The sequence below is a fragment of the Pantoea sp. SORGH_AS_0659 genome, from assembly GCF_031453915.1.
Lineage (GTDB): Bacteria > Pseudomonadota > Gammaproteobacteria > Enterobacterales > Enterobacteriaceae > Pantoea > Pantoea leporis.
On the sequence record NZ_JAVJAK010000001.1, the window covers coordinates 2,208,939 to 2,232,621 of the forward strand.

Consider the following 23,683-nt stretch of genomic DNA (forward strand, 5'->3'; position numbering starts at 1 on the left):
TCCTCAAAACTGTTTTAGCGCGTGCCAGGCGGCAGGAAGATCGTTACGCAGCTGCTGATAGGTGGGAAACAGCTGGTTATAGCGCTGCATCAGTTCGCTCGCGGGCGCTTCGGGCGCATCCAGCAGCGGCATCACCCAGGTTTTGACGCAGCTCTCCATCGACGGATACGCGCCAATCGCCACCGCCGCCATCATCGCGGCACCGGCCGCTCCGGCTTCGTCGCGCTGGCTGATGCGCACCGGCGCACCAATGCAGGCAGATAAAATCTGGCGTAACGGCTTCGAACGCACCGCGCCGCCGGTTAAACGAATTTCTCCCGGCAAACTGCCCATCGCCTGATAGCAATCGCGCGCCGCAAAACCGATGCCTTCAATGACCGCCCGCACCAGATCGCCAAAATTGTGGGTGTAACTCAGGCCGGTAAAGCTGGCGCGCGCCTCGGCATTAACAAACGGCCCGCGCTCACCGGCAATCGAGATATACGGGTGATAAAGCAGGCTGCCGGGCTTCGCCGCGTTGAGCCAGCGATCGATATGGCCCACCAAACGGGCATGATCGATTTCACAGCCAAAGCTGTTAAGCAGATCGCTGGCGAGATTCAGTAGCCAGTCAAGATTGAGCGTTGATGCCATATTGGTTTGCACCTGCGTGACATAGCCCGGCCACGGCAGCGGGATCACGTAGCCGGTTTGTGCCGGATTCAGCCACACCTCACCAATGGTGACGCTGCGCAGATGTACGCCGGTCGAGCCAACAATCGAGCAGGCGGTATTGGCTTCGCCGGTGTGCACGCCAGCGCCAAGCGCGGTCATCGCCATATCGACATAGCCGAGGCAGATTGGCGTGCCAGCCCGTAAACCGGTGGCCTGCGCGGCTTCCGCGGTTAACGGATGCGTGGCGTCTGTGCCTTCAATGATCTCCGGCAGCAGATGACGATGCTGTTCCAGCCCCAGCGCGGCAATCACCTGATCGTCATAGCGCTGGTGGCGGAAGTTGCCAAAGGTAAAGCTGGCCTCAGAAGGATCAGTGGCGCGGATGCCGGTGAGATTGAGGTAAAGCCAATCTTTGCAGTGCAGCGCCACTTCGCTGTTAGCTAACAGCTCGGGATAGAGGTGATCCATGTGCGCCAACTGCGATCCCTGCTGACAGGTGTTGAGTCCGGTGCCGGTAGCGCGAAAGCGCGCGGCGGCTAACGGGTGCTGATTGAGTTTTTCAACCGTTGGTGCCGCACGCGCATCCAGCCAGATCCAGGCATCGCCGACCGGCTGATTGTTGGCACCCACCAGCCAGCTGCCGTCGCCTTGTGCGGTGACGGCCACGGCAACCACCCGCGCGGCCAGGTTGTCGACGCGTTCACCCAGTTTGCGTATCGCTGTGACCGCATCCTGCCAGGTTTGGCTCATTGACTGCTGCGCTGCGCCGCCTTCGCTGCGGTAATAACGGTTACGCACCGATGCGCATGCCAGTTGCGTGCCTTCCAGATCAAACGCCACCGCTTTAACCACCGAGGTGCCGGAATCCAGACCCAGAATGATATCGCCACTGTCCACATACACCTCCGAAAGAAGAAGAGTTAAATTCATCGCCGCCAACACCGAAAGGTGTTAACGGGCTGTGATGAATTTGCTAAATAATGTCTTACACCACTTCTCACTGAGATAACATATCAACTGTATTATTTTTCGATAAAACCAATAAATTTCACCTGAAATAGCGATTGTGATCACGAATCAGGCGTCAAAACCTTACAGGTAGAAATGAGATAACACGGCGAACAGGCTGATAAGGCAGGGTTTATTGCACTTTGTGATGGGGTCGACATCAATTAAGCGATCCAGATCGCTCTCCTGAAAAAATTGCGCGTCACCTGTTGACAATTTAGTCACATCAGCACAATTCTCATCACACAAGTTATCACATATATAACATTATCGGCGCGATTATCGCAGCTGATGTCAGTGAGAGGTCACGTTATGTCCGATGTCTCAATCCAGGCCCAGCAAATTTCCCGCAAGCGCGTCCAGCGTTACGCCTCCCTCGGCGTGGTGGTGATTGCGCTGATCGCGGCGATGGCGCTCGACACCAAGGTGGTAAAAATTGGCTCCGCCGAAGATGCGCAGGAGCAAGGCTTCTCGCCCGAGAGTTACGGCCAGAAAACCTTCCCGACTATCCAGCAGGATGTGGCATCACGCGCAGTAGACGCCAAAACGTTAGCCGATGCGCTGCAAACTAATCAGCAGGAAGCGGTGCAGAAATATGGCGTTGGCGCACCGCTGCCGGTCTTTGCCGTCAAGTTCTCCGGCGTGGTGCAAGCCGGGCAGATGGGCATCTTCCCGCTGAAAATCGATGGATTAGCAGGTGATATGCAGGTGCGGCTGCAAACCGGTCCGGCGATTACCGGCACCGATCTGCGTGACGCTAACGGCAAGATCCAGTTCGGTGATTTCACGAACCAAATCGAATATCAAAATGCCGGTTCCGCCATCAATCGTGCGATGAAAAGCGCAGTGCTCGACAAGCTGGATCGTGATGCGTTGCCGGGCAAAACCGTGCAGGTGATTGGCGTGTTCCGCTTACTCAACGCGAAAAACTGGATGGTGACGCCGGTCAGCATGGAGGTGAAATGAAACCGTTCAATCTCAATCCCGCCTTGCTGAAAGGCGAAGTGATCCTGCAAGCGCGCAACGTCAGCAAAGTGTACGGCTCCACGCACGCGCTTAAGGGCGTCAATTTCGAAATTCGTCGTGGCGAAGTGACCACGCTGTTTGGTGAAAACGGCGCGGGTAAATCGACGCTGATGAAAATTTTGTCTGGTGTGATTACGCCAACAACCGGGGAAATCTTGTTACACGGCGAGGAGAAGACCTTTCGATCCGCCACCGAAGCGCGTGACTGTGGCATCTCGATTATCCATCAGGAGCTGAATCTCGCGCCGAATATGAACGTGCGCGACAACATCTTTATGGGGCGCGAAATCATGAAGCCGGGCGGCGTCGATTATGCCGAAGAGGCGCGCGTGACGGCGCACCTGATGGCGGCGCTGGAGGAGGAGATCGATCCGCTGACGCCAGTGGAAAACCTGCGTCTGGGACAGCAGCAGATTGTGGAGATTGCCCGCGCGCTGTCGGTGAATTCGCAGATTCTGATCATGGATGAACCGACCTCGGCACTGAGCGCGGCGGAAGTGGCGGTGCTGTTTCAGGTGATCCGTGATTTAACCAGCCAGGGCGTGGCGATTGTCTATATCTCGCATCATCTGGAAGAGGCACTGGAGATTACCGATCGGGCGGTAGTGCTGCGCGATGGCGTGATGACCGCCTATGCCAAACGCGATGAGATCGATCTCGAATGGATCGTGCGCAACATGGTAGGCGATCACTTTGATCTGGGATCGCCGCCGCAGGGCTACGACTTCGGGCTGCCGGCGCTGACGGTAAAAGATCTGACGCTGAAAAGTAAAACCGGCATTCGGCTGGTGGACAACTTATCGCTGGCGGTGCAAGCCGGGGAAATTGTCTGCATTTACGGGCTGATGGGCGCGGGGCGCACCGAGCTGCTGGAGTGCATCGCCGGACGTCTGCAGCAAAGCAGCGGTCACATTCTATTGCAGGACACCGATATCTCCGCGCTAACCATCTCACAACGCATTCAAATTGGGCTGGCGCTGGTGCCGGAAGATCGGCAGCGCGATGGCCTGGTACAAACCATGTCGGTGGGTGAAAACCTGTCGCTGGCCAGCATCGGCGACTTTGTACGCGGACTGGTGCTCTCCAGAAGCCGGGAAAAACAGCTGGTCAACGACAGCATTCGTAACGTGACGGTGAAAACCGCTGGTGGCGATGCGGCGATTGGATCGCTCTCCGGCGGCAATCAACAAAAAGTGGTGATCGGCAAAATGCTCGCCACCCGTCCCAAAGTGATTCTGCTGGATGAGCCGAGCCGCGGCATCGATATAGGCGCTAAGGCGGAAGTGTTTCGCCTGCTGGCGGAGAACGCCAAAAAGGGGCTGGCGGTGGTGTATACCACCTCGGAAGTGGGCGAATGCCTGAGTGTTGCCCATCGCATTGTGGTGATGAGCAAAGGGCGCATCTCCGCCATCTTCGACGCAAGCGTCAGTAAAGAACGCATTATGGCCGCTTCAGGCGAGTCTTTGGTGGCATGAAATGAAAAGTGGAGCAAAAGGTATGACTGACAGAACCCAAACGCTGGACACGCCGCCGGTGGTCAACAAGAAAAAAAGCGACAAGCAGCTGAATGTGGCGCGTCTGCTGCTGGAAGGGCGCGCGTTTATCGCGCTGCTGGTGATTATCGCTACCTTCTCCATGTTGTCGCCCAACTACTTTACCGGCGCTAACTTTCTCACCATGGCGTCGCACGTGGCGATCTTCGGTTTGCCGGCGATCGGCATGCTGCTGGTGATCCTCAACGGCGGCATTGATTTATCGGTGGGCTCCACGCTCGGTCTCGCTGGAGTGATGGCCGGATTTATGATGCAGGGCATCAACCTCGAAGCGCTCGGCGTGGTGCTCTATCTACCGGTGTGGGCGGTGGCGATTTTGACGCTGGTGATGGGCGCGCTGGTGGGATTAGTCAACGGCGTGCTGATCGCCTGGTTCCGCGTTCCGGCCTTCGTCGCCACGCTCGGCACCATGTATGTGGCGCGCGGCATTGCGCTGCTGATCACTAATGGTCTGACTTACAACAAACTCTCCGGCAGCGAAGCGCTGGGGAATACCGGTTTCGACTGGCTCGGTTTTAATCGCCTCTTCAATATCCCGGTTGGCGTGCTGGTGCTGGGCGTGGTGGCGCTGGCGTGTGGTTTCCTGCTTAGCCGCTCAGCGTTTGGACGCTGGCTGTACGCGTCGGGTGGTAACGAACGTGCGGCCGATCTGTCGGGTGTGCCGGTGAAGCGCATCAAAATCAGCGTCTATGTGTTGTCTGGCGTCTGCGCGGCACTCGCCGGGCTGGTGCTCTCCTCACAGCTCACCTCGGCCGGCCCAACCGCTGGTACCACTTATGAACTGACTGCGATTGCGGCAGTGGTGATTGGTGGCGCGGCCCTGACCGGTGGACGCGGCAACGTGCGCGGCACGCTGCTTGGCGCGTTCGTGATTGGTTTTCTCTCTGATGGCCTGGTGATTATCGGCGTCTCTGCTTACTGGCAGACGGTGTTCACTGGTGCCGTGATCGTGCTGGCGGTATTGCTCAACACCTTGCAATACGGACGACGCGCTCGCTAACTCACGCGCGCTGTTTCAGCAGCGCGCGGATATCCGTAAAACCTGTACCCCAAATAATAACGGAGCACCAACTATGTTCACTAAACGTCTCTTCATCGCGGCTGCGGCTATGGCTATCACCACTTTTGCTGCACCCACCTGGGCAGATAACGGGTTAATGACCATCATCGTTAACGATCCTTCCAACCCTTACTGGCTGACGGAAGGCCAGGTAGCGCAGAAAGCGGCGGAAAAGCTGGGCTACAGCGCCAAAGTCAGTGCGCACAAAGGCGATACCAATACCGAAAGTCAGCTGATTGATACGGCGATCACCAATAAATCGAAGGCGATTATTCTCGATCCGGCGAACGCCGATGGTTCGGTCGGCTCGGTGAAAAAGGCCATCGCCGCCAATATTCCGGTATTTATCATCAATGCCGAACTGAACCAGAGCGGGCTCGCCAAAGCGCAGTTGGTTTCTAACAACGCGCAGGGCGCGGCGGTTGGCGCAATGGAGTGGGTGAAGCAGGTGGGCGATAGTGCGAACTATGTCGAGCTGGTCGGCCCGCCGTCGGATAATAACGCCGCTACCCGCGCCAACGGTTTTGATACGGTGCTGTCGCAATATCCCACGCTGAAGAAAGTCGGTCAGGAAGTGGCTAACTGGGATCGCACACAAGGCTTCAACAAAATGCAGTCACTGCTGCAAGCCAATCCCAACATCAAAGGCGTGATCAGCGGCAACGACGAAATGGCGCTGGGCGCGATCGCTGCGTTGAAAGAAGCTGGCAAGCTGAATCAGATCAAAGTCGGCGGTTTTGACGGTTCACCGGATGCGGTTGACGCTGTGAAAGCCGGTACGCTGGCCTACACTGTGATGCAGCCGGTGGCGCAGTTCGCGCAGAAAGCGGTAGAGCAGGCGGATAGCTTCCTGAAAACCGGTAAGACCGGTGCGGCCTCCGAGAAGCAGCTGTTTGACTGCATCCTGATCACTAAAGAGAACGCCGGTAACTTTGCTTCACCGTTTGTTCTGAAGCAGTAAAAGTGGCGCAATAAATTGCGCCACTACGCTATGTGCGTTTTTTATAACAACCACCTTTGAAACGCACGTATTCGTAGCGGCGCGATTTATCACGCAGTGTAACGTTAGTCGCAATTTGCCAAAATCCGTATTAAACGCTGTAATGAGTGCCGAAAACGCTTCTCGCTTCACTTTCCCGGATGAAATATGGCGCATAACCCGCAGGACTCTTCACTTGGCGTATTTATGGCCGAAACCTTACCCAGCGATAGCCGCCAGGCGCGTCAACTGGCCCGTCGCCAGTTAATCGCCGAAGCGGTGATGGCAGAAGGGGCGATTCGCATCGAAGACATCACCGATCGCTTCGGCATCAGTTTGATGACCGCCCATCGTGATATCGACGAAATGGTTGAGCGTGGCCTGCTGCATAAATCGCGCGGCGTGGTGTCTGCGACGCCAACCAGCCTGGTTGAATCCAGCGATATCTATCGCGCCACGCGTCAGCTGGAGGAGAAACAGGCGATTGCCGATGTCGCCGCTACCTATCTCGAACCGGGACAGGCGATTTTCCTCGATGATTCCACCACCGTGCTGCAGATGGCGCGGCTGCTCTCGGCGCGCGCGCCGCTAACGGTAATCACCAATTCCCTGACCCTCATGAACGAGCTGCGCAATGGCCGCGATATCACTTTGATGGGCCTCGGCGGGCAGTTCTATCACTGGTGCAATGCTTTTATGGGCCGCATGACGCGGGATGAAATTGCCAGCCTGCGCGCCGACGTGTTTTTCGTCAGCATGTCAGCGATTATCGATGATGCAGTGTTCCACCAATCCGCAGAAACGGTGGAGACCAAACGCGCGATGTTTGATGCCGCGCAGAAGCGCATTCTGATGATGGATAACACCAAGTTTGAACGCCGGGCGCTGCACCGTTTTGCGCATCTGAGTGAATTCGATGTGGTAATTGTTAATCAGGGCACGCCAGTGCCTATTTTGCGGCGTATGCAGGATTTAGGCGTGAATGTGGTGGTCGCCCCGATGAAAATAAATCATTCGGTTAATTCCTGAAAAGGCGGGCATCCTAAATGGGGACCTTTATATGACGTGCCAATCTTTACATTAATTTAAATATATCCCGCCTCGTTGATTTTTTTTACTTTCTTTAATCTGCTCAGGGTCTTATTCGGGGATTTCCTGGTTATGTACGCCGCGTAGTGCTCTATGGTTATTATTCGGCCCTGATTCAGAATAATGAGGTATCTGATGCTGATTAAACTTAAACGCACACGAACGCATGATGAGGACAGGAATCTGGCAATGTGGCTCGCCACGGCCGCCGGTGTGCTCAATGCAATCGCCTTGGGGGCGTTTGGCTTTTTCCCCTCGCATATGTCAGGTAATACCTCTCAATTATCCAGTGAAGTATCGAACGTTAATTTCCGTGATATCACCTTTTTAGCCACCATCCTGTTTGCCTTTGTTTGTGGTGCGGTCACGGCGAGAATGGTGGTGATCAGCGGATTAGCCAATGGCAATCGCATTATATTCTGCCAAATATTGTGGGTTGAAGGGCTGGCCTTAATAGCGTTATCGCTGTTTGAAATGTTCTTTTATTCGTCGGCCAACAACCGGGAAGTTATTGTCATTCTGGGCTTCCTGATGGGCGTGCATAATTCAACCTCTACGCAGTTATCCAATGGCCGCGTACGTTCAACCCATATTACCGGCACGCTGACCGATGCCGGAATTTCGCTGGCATCGGTATTAGCCGCGCTGTTCCGCCGCGATCCGTCGAAACAGCTCTCTGGCCAGAAACGTCAGCTGTGGACGCATCTGACCACGATATTTTCCTTCCTGATCGGCGGGATTGTAGGCCTGATGATGTTTAAACATCTAGGTTTTAAAGCCATGTCGATGGTCGGCGGCATACTGCTGATTGTTGCCACATTGGCGATGGTGAGAACGGTAGCACGGGTAAAGCGAGCGGCTTCCTGACATGATGGAACGTGTGCAAGGCGGCGACTTTTTCGCCGCCTCGCTAGTGCCAGCCGCAAATAAGAATTTTTACCTTCCGTCTCATCATAAAACACCTTAAATTCACGCCGACGAGCAGTGCCAGTCACAACAGATTGGGTATTTTAACAACAATCAAATAAACACTTTTGCATGCCATCTATTCATGGCAGTGAGGCTTTGTATGCTTTTAAAACGCAGCTGTAATATTGCTATTGTCGTACTGGTCATGTTTTCTGTTACCGCGTGTGGCATGTCGCATCGTGGCAGAAATACCGCGATTGGTGCTGGTGTTGGTGCGGTAGGCGGTGCGGTACTTACCGGTGGTAGCACCTTCGGTACATTGGGTGGCGCGGCGATCGGTGGTTTAATCGGACACGAAGTTAGCAGGTAAGGAAATATTCTCGCGTAACTATGAACTTTATTTCACTCTCATTTATGCTGCATAGGATATCAATACTGTTCCTATCGCAAAATGAGGTGATGACATGGAGTTCCACCGTAAAAACTGGCATGAGAAAGCCTTCGATTTAGCGAATCGAGGTATTTCACTTGATTCGCTGGGTGAGCATCAGGCTGCAGCCTGTTCATGGGGTGCAGCCGCTGAATTAGCCAAAGCGCATCTGCGAGATGACGATATCTATTTCTGGATTATGAGCGGCTATGGCGCAATATTAATCCAGTGTCAGCGCTATCAAGAAGCAATTGAAGCGGCGAAAGAAGCCCTCGACAGGGAAGCGCAACTCAACCAAATACTTTCCCGAATGACGCTTGCGCGTGCGCTCTATGCTCTGGGTGCAATTGATGGCGCAAAATTTTATTTTCAGCAAATTTATGACATGAAAGGTGATGGCATTTTTGCTGCTTTACCCGAATTCGAACACGCCACCCTGAAGGATTTAGTCCGTTTCAGGAAATAACCGGAGAGGCTTTCTCTCCGGTTATCCTTCAAAAAACCAGCTGGACTTTAGCCGCACGCTCTTTATCCGCCGCCAGCTCCAGTGCGGCATTACCGGCAGTCTTTGCGCTCCTGCGTTAAGGACCATCACCGGCAGGCACGGACCGGGAGTGGGTATCATCCCGTTTTCCTGTACCAGTTGGGTAAATTCAAGCGCTCTGCTAAGCCGCTTATTGTCGACGACCGCGCCCTGATCAATCTCTGAAAGCCGATCGTAAGTGGAGCAGGGAAGAGCAATGCCGTTTAGACGGGGTTCTTTTTTCCCGTCAGGGTAATGGTAGGCGTCTTGACGAGCAGAAGCTCCATGATTTGGCTGGTTGCATCATCACTATAGACCAGCAGCATGCAGGCAGGACCGCGTTCCTCAAACCAGCGGTGATCGCAGCCGTCGATCTGTATCAGCTCGCCAACGCAGGCGCGACGATAGCGCGGCTGCTGGATCCTCGGCGCACGCATTTTCCGGGGGATCCAGAGTCCGGCGCGAACCATCAGCTGACGCACGGTCTCTTTAGCCAGCACAACGTCATGGAGTTCGGCCAGCTTCTCTCAGGCGAGCGTCGGACCAAAGTCGGCGTAATTATTTCGAATGATGCCCAGAGCAAGTTCAGCAAGGCCATGAACAAGCTGCCGATTACCGCGCAAAATCCACGGCGGCGGTTCGCCAGTGCCAGCAGTCCGGGATACGCTCAGAGAAAATGAAAAGCCGGTAATACACAGCGACAGAGGCAGTCATTATCGATGGCCGGGCTGGCTTGACGTATCAACGCGTCGGGACTTATAAGGTCCATGTCGCGCAAAGGTTGCTCATCGGATAACGCAGCGTGCGAAGGCTTCTTCGGGCGGGTCAAAAATGAAATGTACTACGGTAGAAACTGGGCGGGCGCAACGCTGGAAAATTTTATGTGCTTCCTGGACAGGTACATACGCTGGTATAACGAGGAGCGTATTAAAATCTCATTAGGTGCAATGAGCCCGGTGAAGTACCGGCAGCATCTGAGGATCTCAACATAACCAGTCCAACAAAACATCCGCATCTCCGAGGCGGACATCTGAATTTAGCCACTACAACCAATGTCTATCCATTATTAAGATGTCGTCTATCTGGCTAAGTTAAAGTGTCATTCTTTACATGGACAGAGTCTGGTTATCTGGGCGTGTTTCTGGGGTGAGCTACCCACGTATTTTCGGCAATCATCAGTTTTCTGACGGTTTCCTTTGAGATGCTCAGACCAAAACCGGCATTGAGTAATCGCCATGCGCCAGTCGGGCTCATACCGCGGCAGCGGGTGCGGATAAGCTTTATCACCTGAGCTTTCAGGTCGTCTTTCAGCTGATAGTTACCGGGTTTACCACGACGCCTGTTAATCAGTCCTTCCGGGCCATCTTCGCGATACCGCTTAACCGGGCGACGGCATTGCCGGCGGCTCAGCTCCATCGATTCGGCGGCGTCGGCCAGCGAGATATCCCGTGCCAGAAACGCTTCGATGAGGTCGGCGCGCATCTGGTCACGCAGCAGGACGAGTGGTTTAAATTCATTCATGCATTCACCTCTTATCGCTGCCTGCGGTTAGGCGGGCAGGGGAAAGACGTCAGCGCTTCAGGCTCGGAACAAAGTCTTCGGGGCTGACCAGCACGGGGTTGATTGCCCGCAACTCCTCAAGCGCACGCTCCTGAGCCGCCTGCGCGGCATTTTTTTACTTCGTGTACGCTGACCTTCGGCCTCCTGTTCGTCCTGCTTTTCCAGTGCCAGCCTCAGAACCGCGCCCAGTCGCTTGTTATCAACGATCGCCCCCTGATCCACACAGGCAAGACGATCAAAGACCTGATAGCGCAGCAGCCTGTGTGCATACCGGAAGGCGATTCTGCCGTCCGGATACTCGTAGACCGTGACTCTTTCGCCGGCGATCCGGGTGTTTTCATCTGTTGGATCAATGAGGTATATCATTTTATCATACTGAAATGTCAACGCTTTTGAGAGCTTGCGCAGGTCCTGCCAGGCAAAGATATCATCGAGTTCTTCCGGCGCTAAATCAGCCGGACGGTGCAAATCCTTCGGATACTTTGGCGGCCGCGAAAAACGCCGGTTAAAGTCATCGATAAAACCTGCAACCCAGCGGTTCGCCTCGCTAATGGAGCTGATGTTATGCAGCCGCATCTCCTTGACCAGCCGATCCTGCAACGTCTGGTTAGCGCGCTCAACGCGTCCCTTGGCCTGGCTGCTGTTGGCACAGATAAGCTCAATGCTCAGATCGCGCAGCGCACGTCCAAACTGCGTGGTTCCGCTGCGGCGCGCGTCCGTGCCGTTGACCCGAAATACGGCGTGCTTATCGCTGTAGAATGCGACAGGTTTTCCATGTAAATCAATGTATTCACGCGTAGCCGTCATATAATCAAACGCAGACTCAGAGTCACAAAAGCGAAGGTGCATCAGGCGGCCAGTGGCATCGTCAATGTACACGAGCAGGCAGCACTTCGGCGCGCGTTCCTCAAACCAGGCATGATGTGAGCCGTCCAGTTGAACAAGTTCGCCGAGGCAGTCGCGCCGGTGTCGGGGCTGATAGATGTGAACCTGACGCCGTGAATGTGGCCGCCAGAGTCCGTCAGAGATCATCCAGTTACGGACTGTCTCAACGGAAGCCGGAATGCCGTGTCGTTCAAGAAGCTTCTCTGTGGCCAGCGTCGGACCAAAATCCGCATAGTGTTGCCGGATCAGTTGCAAAGCAGCGCAGCGTAAATCTTCGGGAATGCGGTTATTGCCGGGACGACCGCGCCGGGTAGAAACAACCGACGCCGCGCCGTGTTCACGGTAACGACGTAAAACACGTTGCACCTGACGAACGGTAAGTTCAAGAAGGCGAGCAGCTTCACGCTGCAGCAGAGTGTGGTCGTGAACGCGCTGGATGATGCCGAGCCGGTATAGATCTTTATCTGTCATAGTCACCAACATAAAGTCTGCATCCTGAGCTAAGCCTGAGGAGATCTAAGGTTAGTTCAGGGACGACATCTGTGAATTGTTCCGTACGACATTAGCGCTTTGGAGTAACAACCAAAGGGCGCATAATGTATATTATGTTAAATGAAGTATCTCATTGCGCACTTCAACCATTATCCGCTCATCACCTGCCTTCTTTCACCTCCGTCACCAACAATCCGTAACCCGCGATCATCCCGGCGACGGATTGTTGAACGCACGTTGCCGTTATCTGCGCCCTTTAATCACCGACGCCTTCCAGTTGAAATCACTGACTTCGCTCTCTTTCAACGATTCAGGTTTCTTCCTGCGCGTTGGCGTTTTCTTTGCCTTTTCAGCCAGCGCTTTCTCTTTGGCCAGTTTCGTCGTCATAATCTGCTGCCGGGCTTCCGCCGTGAACTCTTTCTCTTTCTTTGCATCCGGCGTCTTTGCCAGTGCGCTGGCGATACTTCTCCATCAATCCCTTAAACGCTTCTTCTACTGCAACGCGTTCACTGAGATTGAATTGATCGATGGAAATCATTTTCTTGTCGTTCATAGCGTACCGTCCAATAGTGATTTTCTGACAACAAGTGTACAGCATTTACCGGCAATGAAGATCGCACCATTGCCGCTTACGTGGCTTTCTTGTAACCTTTGCCGTCAACATTTTAAGGATTTCCTATGAACGATCATCGCTCCAAAGATCCCTTGCACGGCGTCACGCTTGAGATGCAAATTAATGCGCTGGTCGCCCATTATGGCTGGGCCGAACTGGGTAAGCTCATTAATATCAACTGCTTCAAAAGCGATCCAAGCGTTAAATCGAGCCTGAAGTTTTTACGCCGCACACCCTGGGCACGCGCTGAGGTTGAAGCACTGTATCTGGATTCACTGGATGATTTTGCTGCGGATAAGGCAGATGATTCCGCGCCAAATCCCTGGACTATGGGCAAGGATCAGTAATTTCTGGCGACAAAACCGGCAGCGCTACGTGAATTCTCGGCAACTTCCACCCTGCTCTTTTTGCAGAATTCACGTAGCGACGTCATATCAACTCCTCCGTTCTCTCCATTTCATAACTTCCCAACCTTGCCCGCGTCATCACATTTTCCAATGACCGATCGTATTGTAAGTTTCCATGCTGCATGACAATATCGCTACATGTATATACATGTACCATCAAGAGAAGCCACATCATACTAACAATAATTTCCCATCTTTAGCCGTTTTAGCGAGGAAACTATGTCAGCCGAATCACCTGCAGCAGATTACGCCGGCGCAGAGAAAAAGCGCCTATCAGAAACGCGATCCATTGATTACATTCCTCCGAGCGAACGCCACGGACATCCTTTCAGCCAGTTCACCTTGTGGTTTGGCGGCAATTTGCAAATCACCGCCATCGTAACCGGCGCGCTGGCCGTGGTGTTGGGCGGCGATGTGGTGTGGTCGATCATCGGCTTGCTGGTTGGGCAAGTTGTGGGCGCGGCGATCATGTCACTGCATGCCATTCAGGGACCGCGTCTCGGATTGCCGCAAATGATCACCAGCCGCATGCAGTTTGGCGTATATGGTGCGGTGATTCCGTTGGTGTTGGTGTGCATCATGTATGTCGGATTCTCTGCCAGCGGCACGGTGTTGGCCGGACAGGCGCTCGCCAAACTGATTAATACCAGCAATGCGTCAGGCATGATCCTGTTCAGTGCGATTATCGTCGTCATCGCGGTGCTGGGATATCGCGTGATTCACAAGCTCGGTAAAGTAGCCAGCGTGATTGGCGTGCTTGCCTTTGTTTACCTGTTTATCACGCTGCTCTCAACCCATGATCTGTCCGCGGTGTGGCAGAACCAGCATTTCACGGTCGCTAACTTCCTGCTTGCGGTTTCGTTGTCGTCGTCATGGCAGATTGCATTTTGCCCGTATGTTTCTGACTATTCGCGCTATTTACCGGCTAACGTCTCAGCCAAAAAACTTTTCAGCTGCGTTTTCTTCGGCACGGTTTTAGGAACGCAGGCTTCAATGACGTTGGGTGTAATTGTCGCGGCGATTGCCGGTAAGGCTTTCTCTGGCAACGAGGTTGGCTATATTGTCAGTTTAGGCAGCAGCGCTACGATGGCGATGGTGATCTATTTTGCGATCTGCTTCGGCAAAATCACTTTCACCACGCTGAATGCTTACGGCAGCTTTATGTCACTCACCACCATCGTTTCTGGCTTCCGTCAGAAAACCGCATTAAGTCGTGGCGGCCGCATTCTGTTTGTGGTGTTGATGGTGACGATTTCTTGTGTGATTGCGCTGATTAGCGAACCCGCTTTCCTGAAATCATTCACCCATTTCCTGCTGTTTTTACTGGCCTTTTTTGTGCCGTGGAGCGCAATCAGCCTGACCGATTTCTACCTGATCACCAAAGGTAAAGTCGATGTACCGGCGCTTTCCCAGCCCAACGGACGTTACGGTCGCTGGAACTGGGCGGGCATAATTGTCTACTTCTGCGGCGTGCTGGTGCAGTTGCCGTTCATTGATAATCCACTGCATCACGGATCGTTAACCTGGATTTTTGCCGGTAATGATGTGTCGTGGATTATTGGCTGGATTGTCACCGCACTGTTGTGGTTAGCCGCAAGAAAGGTCGATCGTCGAGGGACCTTGTCGCACTCTATCTACCCTAATCAGTGACGTTGTCACGCATGTCGTATTAATGAATCGCGCTCACAAGTGCTTGCAACTTTGAGCGCATTATCATGCAGCCAGCCCATCGCTACACTTTAACCAACGAGAAATATAAGCAACTGTAAGGCGCACCTGGTCGCCATTAATGGCAATTCTACGGGATTATTTGTAACTCACCACCGTCACCCAATTGGCGTCACCGCCGGCCGGTGCTTCGCCAACGCGCTTCAGCGCACCGCTTTCTTGGTCAATGGCATAGCTACCGGTCACCGCACTCTTTTCGCCGCTGGCAATCAACCAACATCCGTCAGCGGTTATCGCGATGCCGCGCGGCTGTTTCTCCACTTGCCAGCTATCAATCAGCGTCAGTTTGCCGTCTGCTTTATTAATTCGGTATCCGCTGATGGTGCTGCTGGTCCGCTCGCTGACATAGAGAAAACGGCCATCCGGTGTCAGACGAATATCGGCCGCCCAGATGCGCGGCGTGGTGTCGCTGTAGCCCGGCGGTCGCTCTTTGCCGTGTTGCAGTTGATATTTTTCCGCTACCGCATTTGGCGTCTCCGCCACTTTCACCAGCTCACCGCTGGCTTCACGACGAAACTGCGTGATGATGCCGCCCATCTCGCCGATGTTGTAGAGATAGCGATTATCCGGCGACAACACCGAATGGCGCGGTCCGTTTTCTGTCGCCGTTTTAACATAGCCTTTGCCTAACCCCGTCAGCTCGCCCTCGGCGCTCAACTTCAATTGCAGTACGCGATCGGTGCCGAGATTGCCGACATAAGCCTGCTCGCCGCTCGCATCGACAATCACCGAGTGCGCGGCATGTCCGGTTTTGTAACTCCCGACCGGCGGCGCAATCAGCTTGCCGTCGCTATTGAGTCGATAAACGTGCACCACATCGCCATCATAGGAAGCGCCCAGCAGAAAACGACCCTGCGGATCCGTGCTGATGTAGGGATAACTGGCCGCAGCGGATACGCTATTCAACGGGCTGAGATCGCCCGTTTTGCTGTCGATGTTCCAGCTCACCAGTTGCAGCGGTTTACTGCGAATCGCGGCGTACAGATGTTTATGATCGGCGCTCAACGCCATCGGCATCACTTTGCCGCCGGCCTGAGTGCGTCCCAATAGTTGCAATGCACCGGTTTGCTCATTCAGCGCGTAGCGCGCGATGGTGCCATCATCGGCTTCTGAAACGTAGACAAAAGTCTGCGCCAGCAACGGCGCGCTGGCGGCCAACGATGCTAAAAGCGTCGCCGCGCGTAATAGGTTCTTCATGCTGCTTCCTTAGCGTACCAATGACGGACGTTTGGCGTCATAGCGCCAGTTATCGATCAAAAACTGCATCCCCAGCGCATCGTTGCGATTTTTATCCGGCAGCGCGTTATATAGCGCATGCGCCTGTTCGATGCGATCCATATCCAGCTCGATGCCCAATCCCGGCCCCGGCGGTAACTCCAGATAACCATCGCGGATCTGCGGCGGTTGACGCGTAAGCTGCTGACCGTCCTGCCAAATCCAGTGCGTATCAAAGGCGGTTTGACGATCGCCCGGCGCGGCGGCACCCAGGTGCGCCACCATCGCCAGCGAAATATCAAAATGGTTATTGGAGTGGCAGCCGGTTGTCAGCCCCCATTCGTTGCACAGCTGCGCCACCACGTTGGCGTTACGCATCGTCCAGAAGTGCGGATCGGCGAGCGGAATATCAATGGCATTCAGTTGCAGCGCATGATGCAGCTGGCGCCAGTCGTTGGCGATCATATTAGTCGCGACCGGCACACCGGTGGCGCGGCGAAACTCGGCCAGCGTTTCCCGACCCGAATAGCCTTGTTCAGCGCCACAAGGATCTTCCAGATACGGCACCTTCCCCGCGAGCTGCTTGCCAAAGCGAATCGCCTCATCCAGCGACCAGCTGGCGTTAGGATCGACGGTGACGCGTGCTTCTGGGAAGCGCGCCAGTAGCGCTTCCACCGTTGCCACTTCCACTTCGCCTGGCTGCACGCCGCCTTTGAGCTTGAAGTCGCGGAAGCCGTATTGCTCAACTGCCGCTTCGGCCAGTCGCACCACGGCATCGCTGTCCATCGCCGTCTCATGACGCAGACGGAACCAGCCATCTTGTTCATGCTCTCCCGATTGATAGTGCATGTTGGTGCGCTTGCGATCGGCGATATAAAACAAATAGCCGAGCACCGGAATGCGGTCACGCTGTTTACCGCTGGCAAGCAGATCCGCCACCGGCAGGTTAAACAGCTTGCCCTGCAGATCCAGCAGCGCCGCTTCAATGGCAGCGGCGGCGTTATAAAACTTCTCCGGATTCATCTGCGGGATATGAATGTCGTTGGTGTGCGAGGTTTGTTGCTGACGTGCCTCGCTGCTGAACAGCTGGCTGAGTGTCGCGTTGAGACGCAGCAGCGAACTGCCTTCTATCAGCGGGCGAAACTGTTCCAGCAGCTGCAAGGTGGATGCATGACACGGCGTTTCGCCAGCGCCGGTATGTCCGGCGGAATCGGTCAATATCACGATGATGCGCGTGAAGTAACAGTTATGGGCACCGCCAATGTTCAATAACATGCTGTCGTAACCGGCAACCGGCACGATGCGCATCGATTTAATGACTGGACTGTCTGACATGGTTTCTCTCCGTGTGACCGAAAGCGGGTGGAACAGGTTTGCGACGCAGCAGCAAATAGAGTCCGGTAACCACGGACACGCTGGTTAGCGCGTAAAGTCCGCCGGTGGTGCTGCCGGTGTGCATTTCGAGGTAGCCGAATACCGTGGGCGCAAAGAAGCCGCCGAGGTTGCCAATCGAGTTGATTAGCGCAATGCCGGGCGCGGCAATCGAGGCGGGTAATTCACTTTGCGGCATCGGCCAGAAGAACGCCGCGCTCACTTTGGATCCGATGCAGGCCACAATCATCGCCACAAAGCCAAACCACGGCGTACCCAGCGTAGCCATAAAGGTGCCGCACGCGGCGATCAGCATGGCGATGCCGAGTCCTTTGTCCAGTTTATCGCGATAGCGGTCGGTGGCTTTGCCGAGCAGAAATAGCGCGACGATAGCGAACAGCCACGGCACGGCGGTCAGCAATCCGGTTTCAAAGCTGTTGAAGCCCTGAATACGCTGAATGATTTGCGGCAGCCAGAACACTAACGTGTAGCCGGTCATGGTCATGGTGAAGAAGATCAGGCAGTAAGACAAAAGGCTGCGATCGCTGATCAAGCCCCAGCGGCCGTGTTTCACCGCGTGCTCTTCGCGCGCATCATCTTCCAGCGCTAACTGCTGCGCCAGCGCTTGTTTCTCGGCTTCGCTCAACCATTTCGCGCCTTGCGGTTTGGATACCAGCACAAAGGCTGCCAGCAAGCCGATCACCATCGATCCGCCGCCTTCCATAAACATCACCCATTTCCAGCCCGCGATGCCGCCAACATCATGCATCATCAGAATGGCGCCGGTGAGCGGACCGGAGAACAGAAAAGCGCTGGCGGTGGCGCTCAACACCATCGCGGTAGCTTGCCCTCGCCACGCATTCGGCACCCATTGACGAAAATAGAACAGCACGCCAGGGAAGAAGCCGGCTTCCGCCACGCCGAGCAGGAAACGCAGCAGATAGAAATGCAGCGGCGTACTCACAAAACCGGTAAGCACCACCACCATGCCCCACGTAATCATGATGCGCGTCAGCCACACGCGTGCGCCGAGTTTCTTCAGCATCATGTTGCTCGGCACTTCAAACAGCGCATAGCCGATAAAGAACAGCCCCGCGCCTAAGCCGAAGGCGGCCGCACTAATGCCCGCATCCGTTTGCAGTTCGGCTTTTACGAAGCCGATGTTTGCCCGGTCAATTTGGTTCACAATTAACATCAGCGCCAGCATCGGAATGATGCGGCGAAAGAACTTGCCGATAGCCGAGGCGATATGCGCGTCATGATCGGGCGATAATACGTATTGTTGTTGTGTCATGCGTCACCTGTAGGGAGAAAAGCATCGCTATAGGTATACGCAGCAGAGTGTGGCCAGGTGTATGTGGCATTGCCCGATACCGCTTAGGCAAATGCCCTATGATTGTTAAAATTCATGGTGTTATATTAATTCGCGTCGACAAGTTTACGCCTGGTTTGTGCGCTGGCTCACTACAGGCCCCGTGCCTGAGCATACCTCACATTAAACTGAGCGACTTTCGTTCGCCATAGGCTCAGATTGTTTCAGTTTTGCCGTGCGGCGACCGAGCAAAGGGCGCCTGGCCGCGCCCTCTGCACTCCCGGGCCTTGCGCCAGCCCAATCCGCCGCTGCGCGGTACCTTCACTCATTCACGATTCCTGACGGACCGGCGCCGATTCGCTCCTGCTCAGCGCCGCCTCTCGCCGCATCCATGCGGCTCGCCCTGGAATCCCTCATTCGTTCAGCGGTTTGGGATGTCGCCTCAACACCCGCGCTGCTGCATCAATGCATTAATTTGACTCACCATCGCTATAAATCCCGTAGGGTCACCATTTATGGTGACCTGGTACACAAATGGCCCAGGTTCCATAAAGTGCTTTCTCAGAAGTTGTTATTTGAAGACATTCGGGTAGTTACAGCTATGAAAACTAAGATAATGTAGATAATTAATTTACCTGAAGGACAAATCCTCCCGATAAAGCAAGTAACTTCAAAAGTTACATATTGAAAATTCATGCAAGGATGAGGTCAACCCTCATCAAATAAAGTGTCCAGGTCTTCTAGCTGTGGAAATGAGAAATCAATGGCTGAAAGTTTCAATCCCAGTGACGTCAAATAAAGAGTAAATGCTTTCAACGATCCCGCGTAATGGCCATTTTCAATCTGTGAAATAACCGTGCGATGAATGCCTGCACGCGTCGCAGCGTCGGCTTGAGTCCAACGGTTAGCCTTGCGCCTTTCCTGACATTTAGCGCCTATTGCTTGCAAACCAGGCAACATAAAACCTCTATTGTTGGTATATGATAACAATGTCTATATTTTTACCAAAATGTTATCATATAGCAACACTTAAGTTCTGCAAAGGCGGCCTTAATGCCTTTTCCTCGTCTACACTTGCCTCACGTGGAAACGCTAATAGAGGTAAAAATGTCGCAATCTAATCAACGTAATCAAGCTTGGCTATTAGCCTCACGCCCGCATGGCGAACCGGTAAAAGAGAATTTCCGCCTGGTAGAGCAGCCCATTCCTGACGTGAAGGACGGCCAAATTCTGCTGCGCACGCTCTATTTGTCGCTCGACCCCTATATGCGCGGGCGCATGGATGACAGCAAATCTTATGCTGCACCTGCTGAACTCGACCAACCGATGGTTGGCGGCACGGTGAGCGAAGTGGTGGAATCTAAACACGCGGATTTCCAGCAAGGCGATGTGGTCCTCGCGCAAAGCGGCTGGCAAAGCTATGCGGTTTCGGACGGAAACGGCGTGGCGAAATTGGGCGATCTGCCCCATCCTTCTTGGGCGCTGGGCATTCTCGGTATGCCGGGCTTTACGGCCTATATGGGCTTGATGGATATCGGCCAGCCAAAACAGGGTGAAACCCTGGTGGTCGCGGCGGCTACCGGCCCGGTCGGTGCAACGGTGGGTCAGCTTGGCAAACTCAAAGGCTGCCATGTCGTAGGTGTTGCGGGGGGTGAAGAGAAGTGTCGTTATGCGATTGAGAAGCTCGGTTTCTCCGCCTGTATCGATCACCATCGTGACGACTTTGCGGAACAACTGGCGGCTGCCTGCCCGGACGGCATTGATATCTACTTCGAAAACGTTGGCGGCAAAGTGTTTGATGCCGTATTCCCGTTGCTGAACACCGCAGCGCGCGTGCCGGTGTGTGGCCTGGTTTCTGGTTACAGCAGCCGCGAATTACCGCCGGGCCCGGATCGCACCCCGCAAATCATGGGCGGCATTCTTAAACGTCGTATTCGCATGCAGGGCTTTATCATCTTCCAGGATTACGGCGATCGTTATCCTGAATTCCTCAAAGCGATGACGCCGCTGGTGGAGCAGCAAAAAATCCACTACCGCGAGCACATGATCGACGGGCTGGAAAATGCCCCGCAGGCGTTTTTCGATATGCTAAAAGGCAAAAACTTCGGTAAAACCGTGGTGAAAGTCGCGCAGTAAACCGTTGTGTTAACGCTATTTTTCACTTTGCATAGCCGCAATTGAGATATGGCGTGCGCTGAGCGCATGAGAAGATATTTTCCCTACATCTTCATTATCGGGAGTACTCATGTCGCTCAGCCAAACCCACATCCTGAAGGTCAATTCCCAACAGCCTGAAGCACCCGTTCCTTTACCTGCTGAACCGGCGCATATCATTCGTGATGATGCCGAAGCCATTGAGATTGCTCAACGTCTGGCCACAGAGTTTGCGCGTGACGCCGCACTGCGCGACCGCGAAGGCATCTTGCCGCTCAACGAGTTGGATGCATTCTCACAAAGTGGCTTGTGGGCGATGGCGATCCCTAAAATCTATGGCGGCGCGGGCGTATCCTGGGTGACGGTGGCGAAAGTCATCGCCATCATTTCGGCGGCAGATTCCGCGCTCGGTCAGCTACCGCAGAACCATTTAGCCGGCGTGGCGCATCTGGTGGCGGATGGCAGCGAGGCGCAGAAACAAGAACTACTGGGCGAAGTGCTGGCTGGCTTGCGCTGGGGCAACGCTTTCTCCGAGAAGAATTCGCGCACCGTCGCCGATTTCCAGACGCGTTTTCAGCGTGAAGGTGATGACGTGGTGATCAACGGCGAGAAATTCTACGCCACCGGCGCACTGCTGGCGCATCGAATTCACGCGGTGGCGCTCGACGATCAGGATCGCGCGCATCTGATTGTGCTGGATCGCAACACGCCGGGCGTGACCATCATTAACAATTGGTCGAGCTTTGGTCAGCGCACCACGGCATCGGGCACCGTGCTGCTGGAGAACGTGCGCGCCCCGCTATCCCGCGTGATCCCGGCTTATCAGGCGTTTGAGCGCCCGACTGCCGCCGGTCCGATTTCGCAGATTATTCAGGCGGCGGTGGATGTGGGCATTGCTCGCGGCACTGTTGAAGACACGCTGCATTTTGTGCGCGAGCGGTCACGTCCGTGGATTGATAGCGGCCAGGAGCGCGCATCTGACGATCACTTTACGCTGGCGGCAGTCGGGGATTTGAAAATTCGCCTGCACGCCGCTGAAGCCTTGCTGTGGCGCGCTGGCGAAGCGATTGATCTGGCGCTGCGGCATCCCGATGAAAGCACGGTGGCTGCGGCAACGGTTGCTACCGCTGAAGCCAAAGTGTTGACCACCGAAATCGCTATTCTGGCAGGTAACAAGCTGTTCGAACTGGCGGGTACGCGCTCAACGCTGCAGGAGTTCAACCTCGATCGCCACTGGCGCAACGCGCGCACCCACACCTTGCACGATCCGGTGCGCTGGAAGTATTACCATGTTGGCAATTATTACCTCAATGGCACCCCGCCGCCGCGCCATGCCTGGAATTAACGGCGGCGAAAGCGTGCCGCTGGATGGTCAGCCGTGAGTCGCGGCTGACCAAACAACCGTTCGCGCAAGGTTACGGCTTGCGCGGGCGTTTCGCGGATAAGCCCTCGGCTCCGCAGCACCGGCATCACATGCTGGATAAAATCCTCAAAGCTGCCGGGACTAATCGCCCACGCCAGATTGAAGCCATCAACACCCGACTCCGCGGCAAACTGTTCCAGCTGATCGGCGATACTCTCTGGGCCGCCGATCAGCAGCGGATGCAATCCGCCAATGCCGATGTAGCGCGCCGCATCACGCAGCGTCCAGCGTTTTTGATCGTCAATGCGCGTCAGGCTGGCTAAGGCTGAGCGACAGGCATCGGTTTCACGAAACGCCAGCGGCGTATCCAAATCCTCCTGTGACCAGTCGATACCGGTCCACGCAGAGAACAGCGCCAGCGCGGCCTCTTCGCTGATGTACTGCTGATAATCGCGATGTTTAGTCTGCGCGGCTTCATCACTCTCTGCGGTGATCACCGTGATCGCTGTGACGAAACGCAGCGAAGCCGCATGGCGCCCTTCTGCTGCGGCTAACTGGCGAATGCGTTGGATATCCGCAGCAATGGCCTGCGGCGTAACGCCACCGAGAAATATCACTTCCGCGTTGCGTGCAGCGAATTGCGCCCCGCGACTGGAGGTTCCCGCCTGAAACAGCACCGGCGTGCGCTGCGGACTGGGCTCGCTTAGGTGCGCATCCGGTACCTGATACCAGCGCCCGGCATGCTTGATAGCATGCACTTTGGCCGGATCGCTATAAACGCTGTTTTGCTTATCGCGCCGCACCGCGTCCTCTTCCCACGATCCTTCCCACAGCTTGCCGGTGATATCGAGAAACTCCTGCGCGCGATCGTAGCGTTCATCGTGCGGAATTTGCTGCGTCAGCCCCAGATTACGTGCCGCTGAATCCAGCATTGACGTCACCACATTCCAGGCGATGCGTCCGTTGCTCAGGTGATCAAGCGTGGTGAATTTGCGTGCCAGCAGATACGGCTGTTCGTAGGTGGTGGAAACGGTAATACCAAAGCCCAAATGTTGCGTCACCGCTGCCATTGCAGAAACCAGCAATAGTGGATCGTTAACCGGCATTTGTGTCGCCAGACGCAGCGCCGCGTCCGGCTTGTTTTGCCACACGTCCAGCTGGCCCAACGCATCGGCGATGAACAGCGCATCAAACCCGGCGCGATCCAGCTGTAGGGCAATATCGGTCCAGTAACGCAGTTCGGTATAGCGATGAGCCTGATCCTGCGGATGCCGCCACAATCCTGCAGAGATGTGGCCCGGCACATTCATCATAAAACCAAACAGTAAAAACGGTGCCCGGCTCATCTTTGA

At 54.9% G+C, this 23,683-nt stretch carries 19 protein-coding genes and 4 pseudogenes; 13 read left to right on the forward strand and 10 right to left on the reverse strand.

The window, feature by feature from the left end:
- Positions 1 to 3: 3 nt before the first annotated feature.
- The gene (locus Q3H59_RS10275) at positions 4 to 1,551 is read right to left on the reverse strand and encodes an FGGY-family carbohydrate kinase (protein WP_280172841.1); all 1,548 of its coding nucleotides are present in this window, start codon (positions 1,549 to 1,551) and stop codon (positions 4 to 6) included.
- A gap of 423 nt (positions 1,552 to 1,974) precedes the next feature.
- Here Q3H59_RS10275 and Q3H59_RS10280 point away from each other — a divergent pair, with 423 nt between their 5' ends.
- The 8 genes from Q3H59_RS10280 to Q3H59_RS10315 all read left to right on the forward strand — a co-directional run bounded on the left by Q3H59_RS10280 (position 1,975) and on the right by Q3H59_RS10315 (position 9,174).
- On the forward strand, positions 1,975 to 2,628 hold the full coding sequence (locus Q3H59_RS10280) for a DUF2291 domain-containing protein (RefSeq protein ID WP_309834622.1): 654 nt from the start codon (positions 1,975 to 1,977) through the stop codon (positions 2,626 to 2,628).
- Entirely contained in the window at positions 2,625 to 4,163 is a 1,539-nt protein-coding gene (locus tag Q3H59_RS10285) for a sugar ABC transporter ATP-binding protein (RefSeq protein ID WP_309834624.1), read from the forward strand. Before Q3H59_RS10280 ends, Q3H59_RS10285 begins: the two co-directional genes overlap by 4 nt.
- A gap of 22 nt (positions 4,164 to 4,185) precedes the next feature.
- Positions 4,186 to 5,241, forward strand: coding sequence for an ABC transporter permease (locus Q3H59_RS10290; RefSeq protein ID WP_309834626.1), 1,056 nt, complete (start codon positions 4,186 to 4,188; stop codon positions 5,239 to 5,241).
- A 73-nt stretch (positions 5,242 to 5,314) separates the two neighbouring features.
- Positions 5,315 to 6,262: a D-ribose ABC transporter substrate-binding protein gene (locus Q3H59_RS10295; protein ID WP_101764388.1), complete on the forward strand. Its 948-nt coding sequence runs from the start codon at positions 5,315 to 5,317 to the stop codon at positions 6,260 to 6,262.
- 186 nt (positions 6,263 to 6,448) lie between these two features.
- Positions 6,449 to 7,309, forward strand: a complete 861-nt coding sequence (locus tag Q3H59_RS10300; protein WP_008104138.1) for a DeoR/GlpR family DNA-binding transcription regulator — start codon at positions 6,449 to 6,451, stop codon at positions 7,307 to 7,309.
- 195 nt (positions 7,310 to 7,504) lie between these two features.
- A complete protein-coding gene (locus tag Q3H59_RS10305; protein WP_192411833.1) occupies positions 7,505 to 8,236 on the forward strand; it encodes a YoaK family protein in 732 nt (243 codons plus the stop codon).
- A gap of 202 nt (positions 8,237 to 8,438) precedes the next feature.
- Complete coding sequence (locus tag Q3H59_RS10310; protein ID WP_061718879.1) at positions 8,439 to 8,648, forward strand: glycine zipper 2TM domain-containing protein; 210 nt, start codon at positions 8,439 to 8,441, stop codon at positions 8,646 to 8,648.
- A gap of 94 nt (positions 8,649 to 8,742) precedes the next feature.
- On the forward strand, positions 8,743 to 9,174 hold the full coding sequence (locus Q3H59_RS10315) for a hypothetical protein (protein ID WP_192411834.1): 432 nt from the start codon (positions 8,743 to 8,745) through the stop codon (positions 9,172 to 9,174).
- A 118-nt stretch (positions 9,175 to 9,292) separates the two neighbouring features.
- Here Q3H59_RS10315 and Q3H59_RS10320 read toward each other — a convergent pair.
- A pseudogene (locus Q3H59_RS10320) lies at positions 9,293 to 9,889 on the reverse strand (hypothetical protein); the annotation flags it as partial.
- Between Q3H59_RS10320 and Q3H59_RS10325 the strand changes: the two are divergent.
- Positions 9,883 to 10,223: pseudogene (locus Q3H59_RS10325) on the forward strand (transposase); the annotation flags it as partial. The pseudogenes Q3H59_RS10320 and Q3H59_RS10325 sit on opposite strands and share 7 nt — an antisense overlap.
- A 133-nt stretch (positions 10,224 to 10,356) precedes the next feature.
- On the opposite strand, the gene Q3H59_RS10330 reads toward Q3H59_RS10325, so the two are convergent.
- The 3 genes and pseudogenes from Q3H59_RS10330 to Q3H59_RS10340 all read right to left on the reverse strand — a co-directional run bounded on the left by Q3H59_RS10330 (position 10,357) and on the right by Q3H59_RS10340 (position 12,721).
- Complete coding sequence (locus Q3H59_RS10330) at positions 10,357 to 10,752, reverse strand: helix-turn-helix domain-containing protein (protein ID WP_277974872.1); 396 nt, start codon at positions 10,750 to 10,752, stop codon at positions 10,357 to 10,359.
- Between the two features lie 49 nt (positions 10,753 to 10,801).
- A pseudogene (locus tag Q3H59_RS10335) lies at positions 10,802 to 12,147 on the reverse strand (ISNCY family transposase).
- A 264-nt stretch (positions 12,148 to 12,411) separates the two neighbouring features.
- Positions 12,412 to 12,721 (reverse strand): annotated as a pseudogene (locus tag Q3H59_RS10340) (hypothetical protein).
- A gap of 125 nt (positions 12,722 to 12,846) precedes the next feature.
- Between Q3H59_RS10340 and Q3H59_RS10345 the strand changes: the two are divergent.
- Together Q3H59_RS10345 and Q3H59_RS10350 are read left to right on the forward strand one after the other, a co-directional pair.
- Positions 12,847 to 13,128 (forward strand): VF530 family DNA-binding protein, encoded by a 282-nt coding sequence (locus tag Q3H59_RS10345; RefSeq protein WP_110866150.1) that lies wholly within the window; start codon positions 12,847 to 12,849, stop codon positions 13,126 to 13,128.
- A gap of 279 nt (positions 13,129 to 13,407) precedes the next feature.
- Positions 13,408 to 14,838 carry a cytosine permease gene (locus Q3H59_RS10350; RefSeq protein ID WP_309834632.1) on the forward strand — a complete coding sequence of 477 codons (1,431 nt, stop codon included), beginning with the start codon at positions 13,408 to 13,410 and terminating at the stop codon, positions 14,836 to 14,838.
- 156 nt (positions 14,839 to 14,994) lie between these two features.
- On the opposite strand, the gene Q3H59_RS10355 is transcribed toward Q3H59_RS10350, so the two are convergent.
- The 4 genes from Q3H59_RS10355 to Q3H59_RS10370 all read right to left on the reverse strand — a co-directional run bounded on the left by Q3H59_RS10355 (position 14,995) and on the right by Q3H59_RS10370 (position 19,774).
- Positions 14,995 to 16,113 carry a beta-propeller fold lactonase family protein gene (locus tag Q3H59_RS10355; protein WP_277974870.1) on the reverse strand — a complete coding sequence of 373 codons (1,119 nt, stop codon included), beginning with the start codon at positions 16,111 to 16,113 and terminating at the stop codon, positions 14,995 to 14,997.
- A 9-nt stretch (positions 16,114 to 16,122) separates the two neighbouring features.
- Complete coding sequence (locus Q3H59_RS10360; protein WP_277974869.1) at positions 16,123 to 17,466, reverse strand: enolase C-terminal domain-like protein; 1,344 nt, start codon at positions 17,464 to 17,466, stop codon at positions 16,123 to 16,125.
- On the reverse strand, positions 17,444 to 18,796 hold the full coding sequence (locus Q3H59_RS10365) for an MFS transporter (RefSeq protein ID WP_309834637.1): 1,353 nt from the start codon (positions 18,794 to 18,796) through the stop codon (positions 17,444 to 17,446). The genes Q3H59_RS10360 and Q3H59_RS10365 overlap by 23 nt, the downstream gene beginning before the upstream one ends.
- A gap of 726 nt (positions 18,797 to 19,522) precedes the next feature.
- Entirely contained in the window at positions 19,523 to 19,774 is a 252-nt protein-coding gene (locus Q3H59_RS10370) for a helix-turn-helix domain-containing protein (protein WP_101764402.1), read from the reverse strand.
- A gap of 147 nt (positions 19,775 to 19,921) precedes the next feature.
- Here Q3H59_RS10370 and Q3H59_RS10375 point away from each other — a divergent pair, with 147 nt between their 5' ends.
- Both Q3H59_RS10375 and Q3H59_RS10380 read left to right on the forward strand, forming a co-directional pair.
- Positions 19,922 to 20,950, forward strand: a complete 1,029-nt coding sequence (locus Q3H59_RS10375) for an NADP-dependent oxidoreductase (RefSeq protein WP_192411840.1) — start codon at positions 19,922 to 19,924, stop codon at positions 20,948 to 20,950.
- Positions 20,951 to 21,059: 109 nt separating this feature from the next.
- Positions 21,060 to 22,313, forward strand: a complete 1,254-nt coding sequence (locus Q3H59_RS10380) for an SfnB family sulfur acquisition oxidoreductase (RefSeq protein ID WP_309834641.1) — start codon at positions 21,060 to 21,062, stop codon at positions 22,311 to 22,313.
- Here the strand turns inward: Q3H59_RS10380 and Q3H59_RS10385 are convergent.
- On the reverse strand, positions 22,310 to 23,677 hold the full coding sequence (locus Q3H59_RS10385) for an LLM class flavin-dependent oxidoreductase (RefSeq protein ID WP_309834644.1): 1,368 nt from the start codon (positions 23,675 to 23,677) through the stop codon (positions 22,310 to 22,312). The genes Q3H59_RS10380 and Q3H59_RS10385 overlap by 4 nt on opposite strands.
- Positions 23,678 to 23,683 lie beyond the last annotated feature (6 nt).

What these genes read in the sequence shown, in the direction of transcription:
- Q3H59_RS10280 (WP_309834622.1), top strand. Translation starts at nt 1,975, where the DNA reads ATGTCCGATGTCTCAATCCAGGCCCAGCAAATTTCCCGCAAGCGCGTC.
- Q3H59_RS10285 (WP_309834624.1), top strand. Translation starts at nt 2,625, where the DNA reads ATGAAACCGTTCAATCTCAATCCCGCCTTGCTGAAAGGCGAAGTGATC.
- Q3H59_RS10290 (WP_309834626.1), top strand. Translation starts at nt 4,186, where the DNA reads ATGACTGACAGAACCCAAACGCTGGACACGCCGCCGGTGGTCAACAAG.
- Q3H59_RS10295 (WP_101764388.1), top strand. Translation starts at nt 5,315, where the DNA reads ATGTTCACTAAACGTCTCTTCATCGCGGCTGCGGCTATGGCTATCACC.
- Q3H59_RS10300 (WP_008104138.1), top strand. Translation starts at nt 6,449, where the DNA reads ATGGCGCATAACCCGCAGGACTCTTCACTTGGCGTATTTATGGCCGAA.
- Q3H59_RS10305 (WP_192411833.1), top strand. Translation starts at nt 7,505, where the DNA reads ATGCTGATTAAACTTAAACGCACACGAACGCATGATGAGGACAGGAAT.
- Q3H59_RS10310 (WP_061718879.1), top strand. Translation starts at nt 8,439, where the DNA reads ATGCTTTTAAAACGCAGCTGTAATATTGCTATTGTCGTACTGGTCATG.
- Q3H59_RS10315 (WP_192411834.1), top strand. Translation starts at nt 8,743, where the DNA reads ATGGAGTTCCACCGTAAAAACTGGCATGAGAAAGCCTTCGATTTAGCG.
- Q3H59_RS10330 (WP_277974872.1), bottom strand. Translation starts at nt 10,752, where the DNA reads ATGAATGAATTTAAACCACTCGTCCTGCTGCGTGACCAGATGCGCGCC.
- Q3H59_RS10345 (WP_110866150.1), top strand. Translation starts at nt 12,847, where the DNA reads ATGAACGATCATCGCTCCAAAGATCCCTTGCACGGCGTCACGCTTGAG.
- Q3H59_RS10350 (WP_309834632.1), top strand. Translation starts at nt 13,408, where the DNA reads ATGTCAGCCGAATCACCTGCAGCAGATTACGCCGGCGCAGAGAAAAAG.
- Q3H59_RS10355 (WP_277974870.1), bottom strand. Translation starts at nt 16,113, where the DNA reads ATGAAGAACCTATTACGCGCGGCGACGCTTTTAGCATCGTTGGCCGCC.
- Q3H59_RS10360 (WP_277974869.1), bottom strand. Translation starts at nt 17,466, where the DNA reads ATGTCAGACAGTCCAGTCATTAAATCGATGCGCATCGTGCCGGTTGCC.
- Q3H59_RS10365 (WP_309834637.1), bottom strand. Translation starts at nt 18,796, where the DNA reads ATGACACAACAACAATACGTATTATCGCCCGATCATGACGCGCATATC.
- Q3H59_RS10370 (WP_101764402.1), bottom strand. Translation starts at nt 19,774, where the DNA reads ATGTTGCCTGGTTTGCAAGCAATAGGCGCTAAATGTCAGGAAAGGCGC.
- Q3H59_RS10375 (WP_192411840.1), top strand. Translation starts at nt 19,922, where the DNA reads ATGTCGCAATCTAATCAACGTAATCAAGCTTGGCTATTAGCCTCACGC.
- Q3H59_RS10380 (WP_309834641.1), top strand. Translation starts at nt 21,060, where the DNA reads ATGTCGCTCAGCCAAACCCACATCCTGAAGGTCAATTCCCAACAGCCT.
- Q3H59_RS10385 (WP_309834644.1), bottom strand. Translation starts at nt 23,677, where the DNA reads ATGAGCCGGGCACCGTTTTTACTGTTTGGTTTTATGATGAATGTGCCG.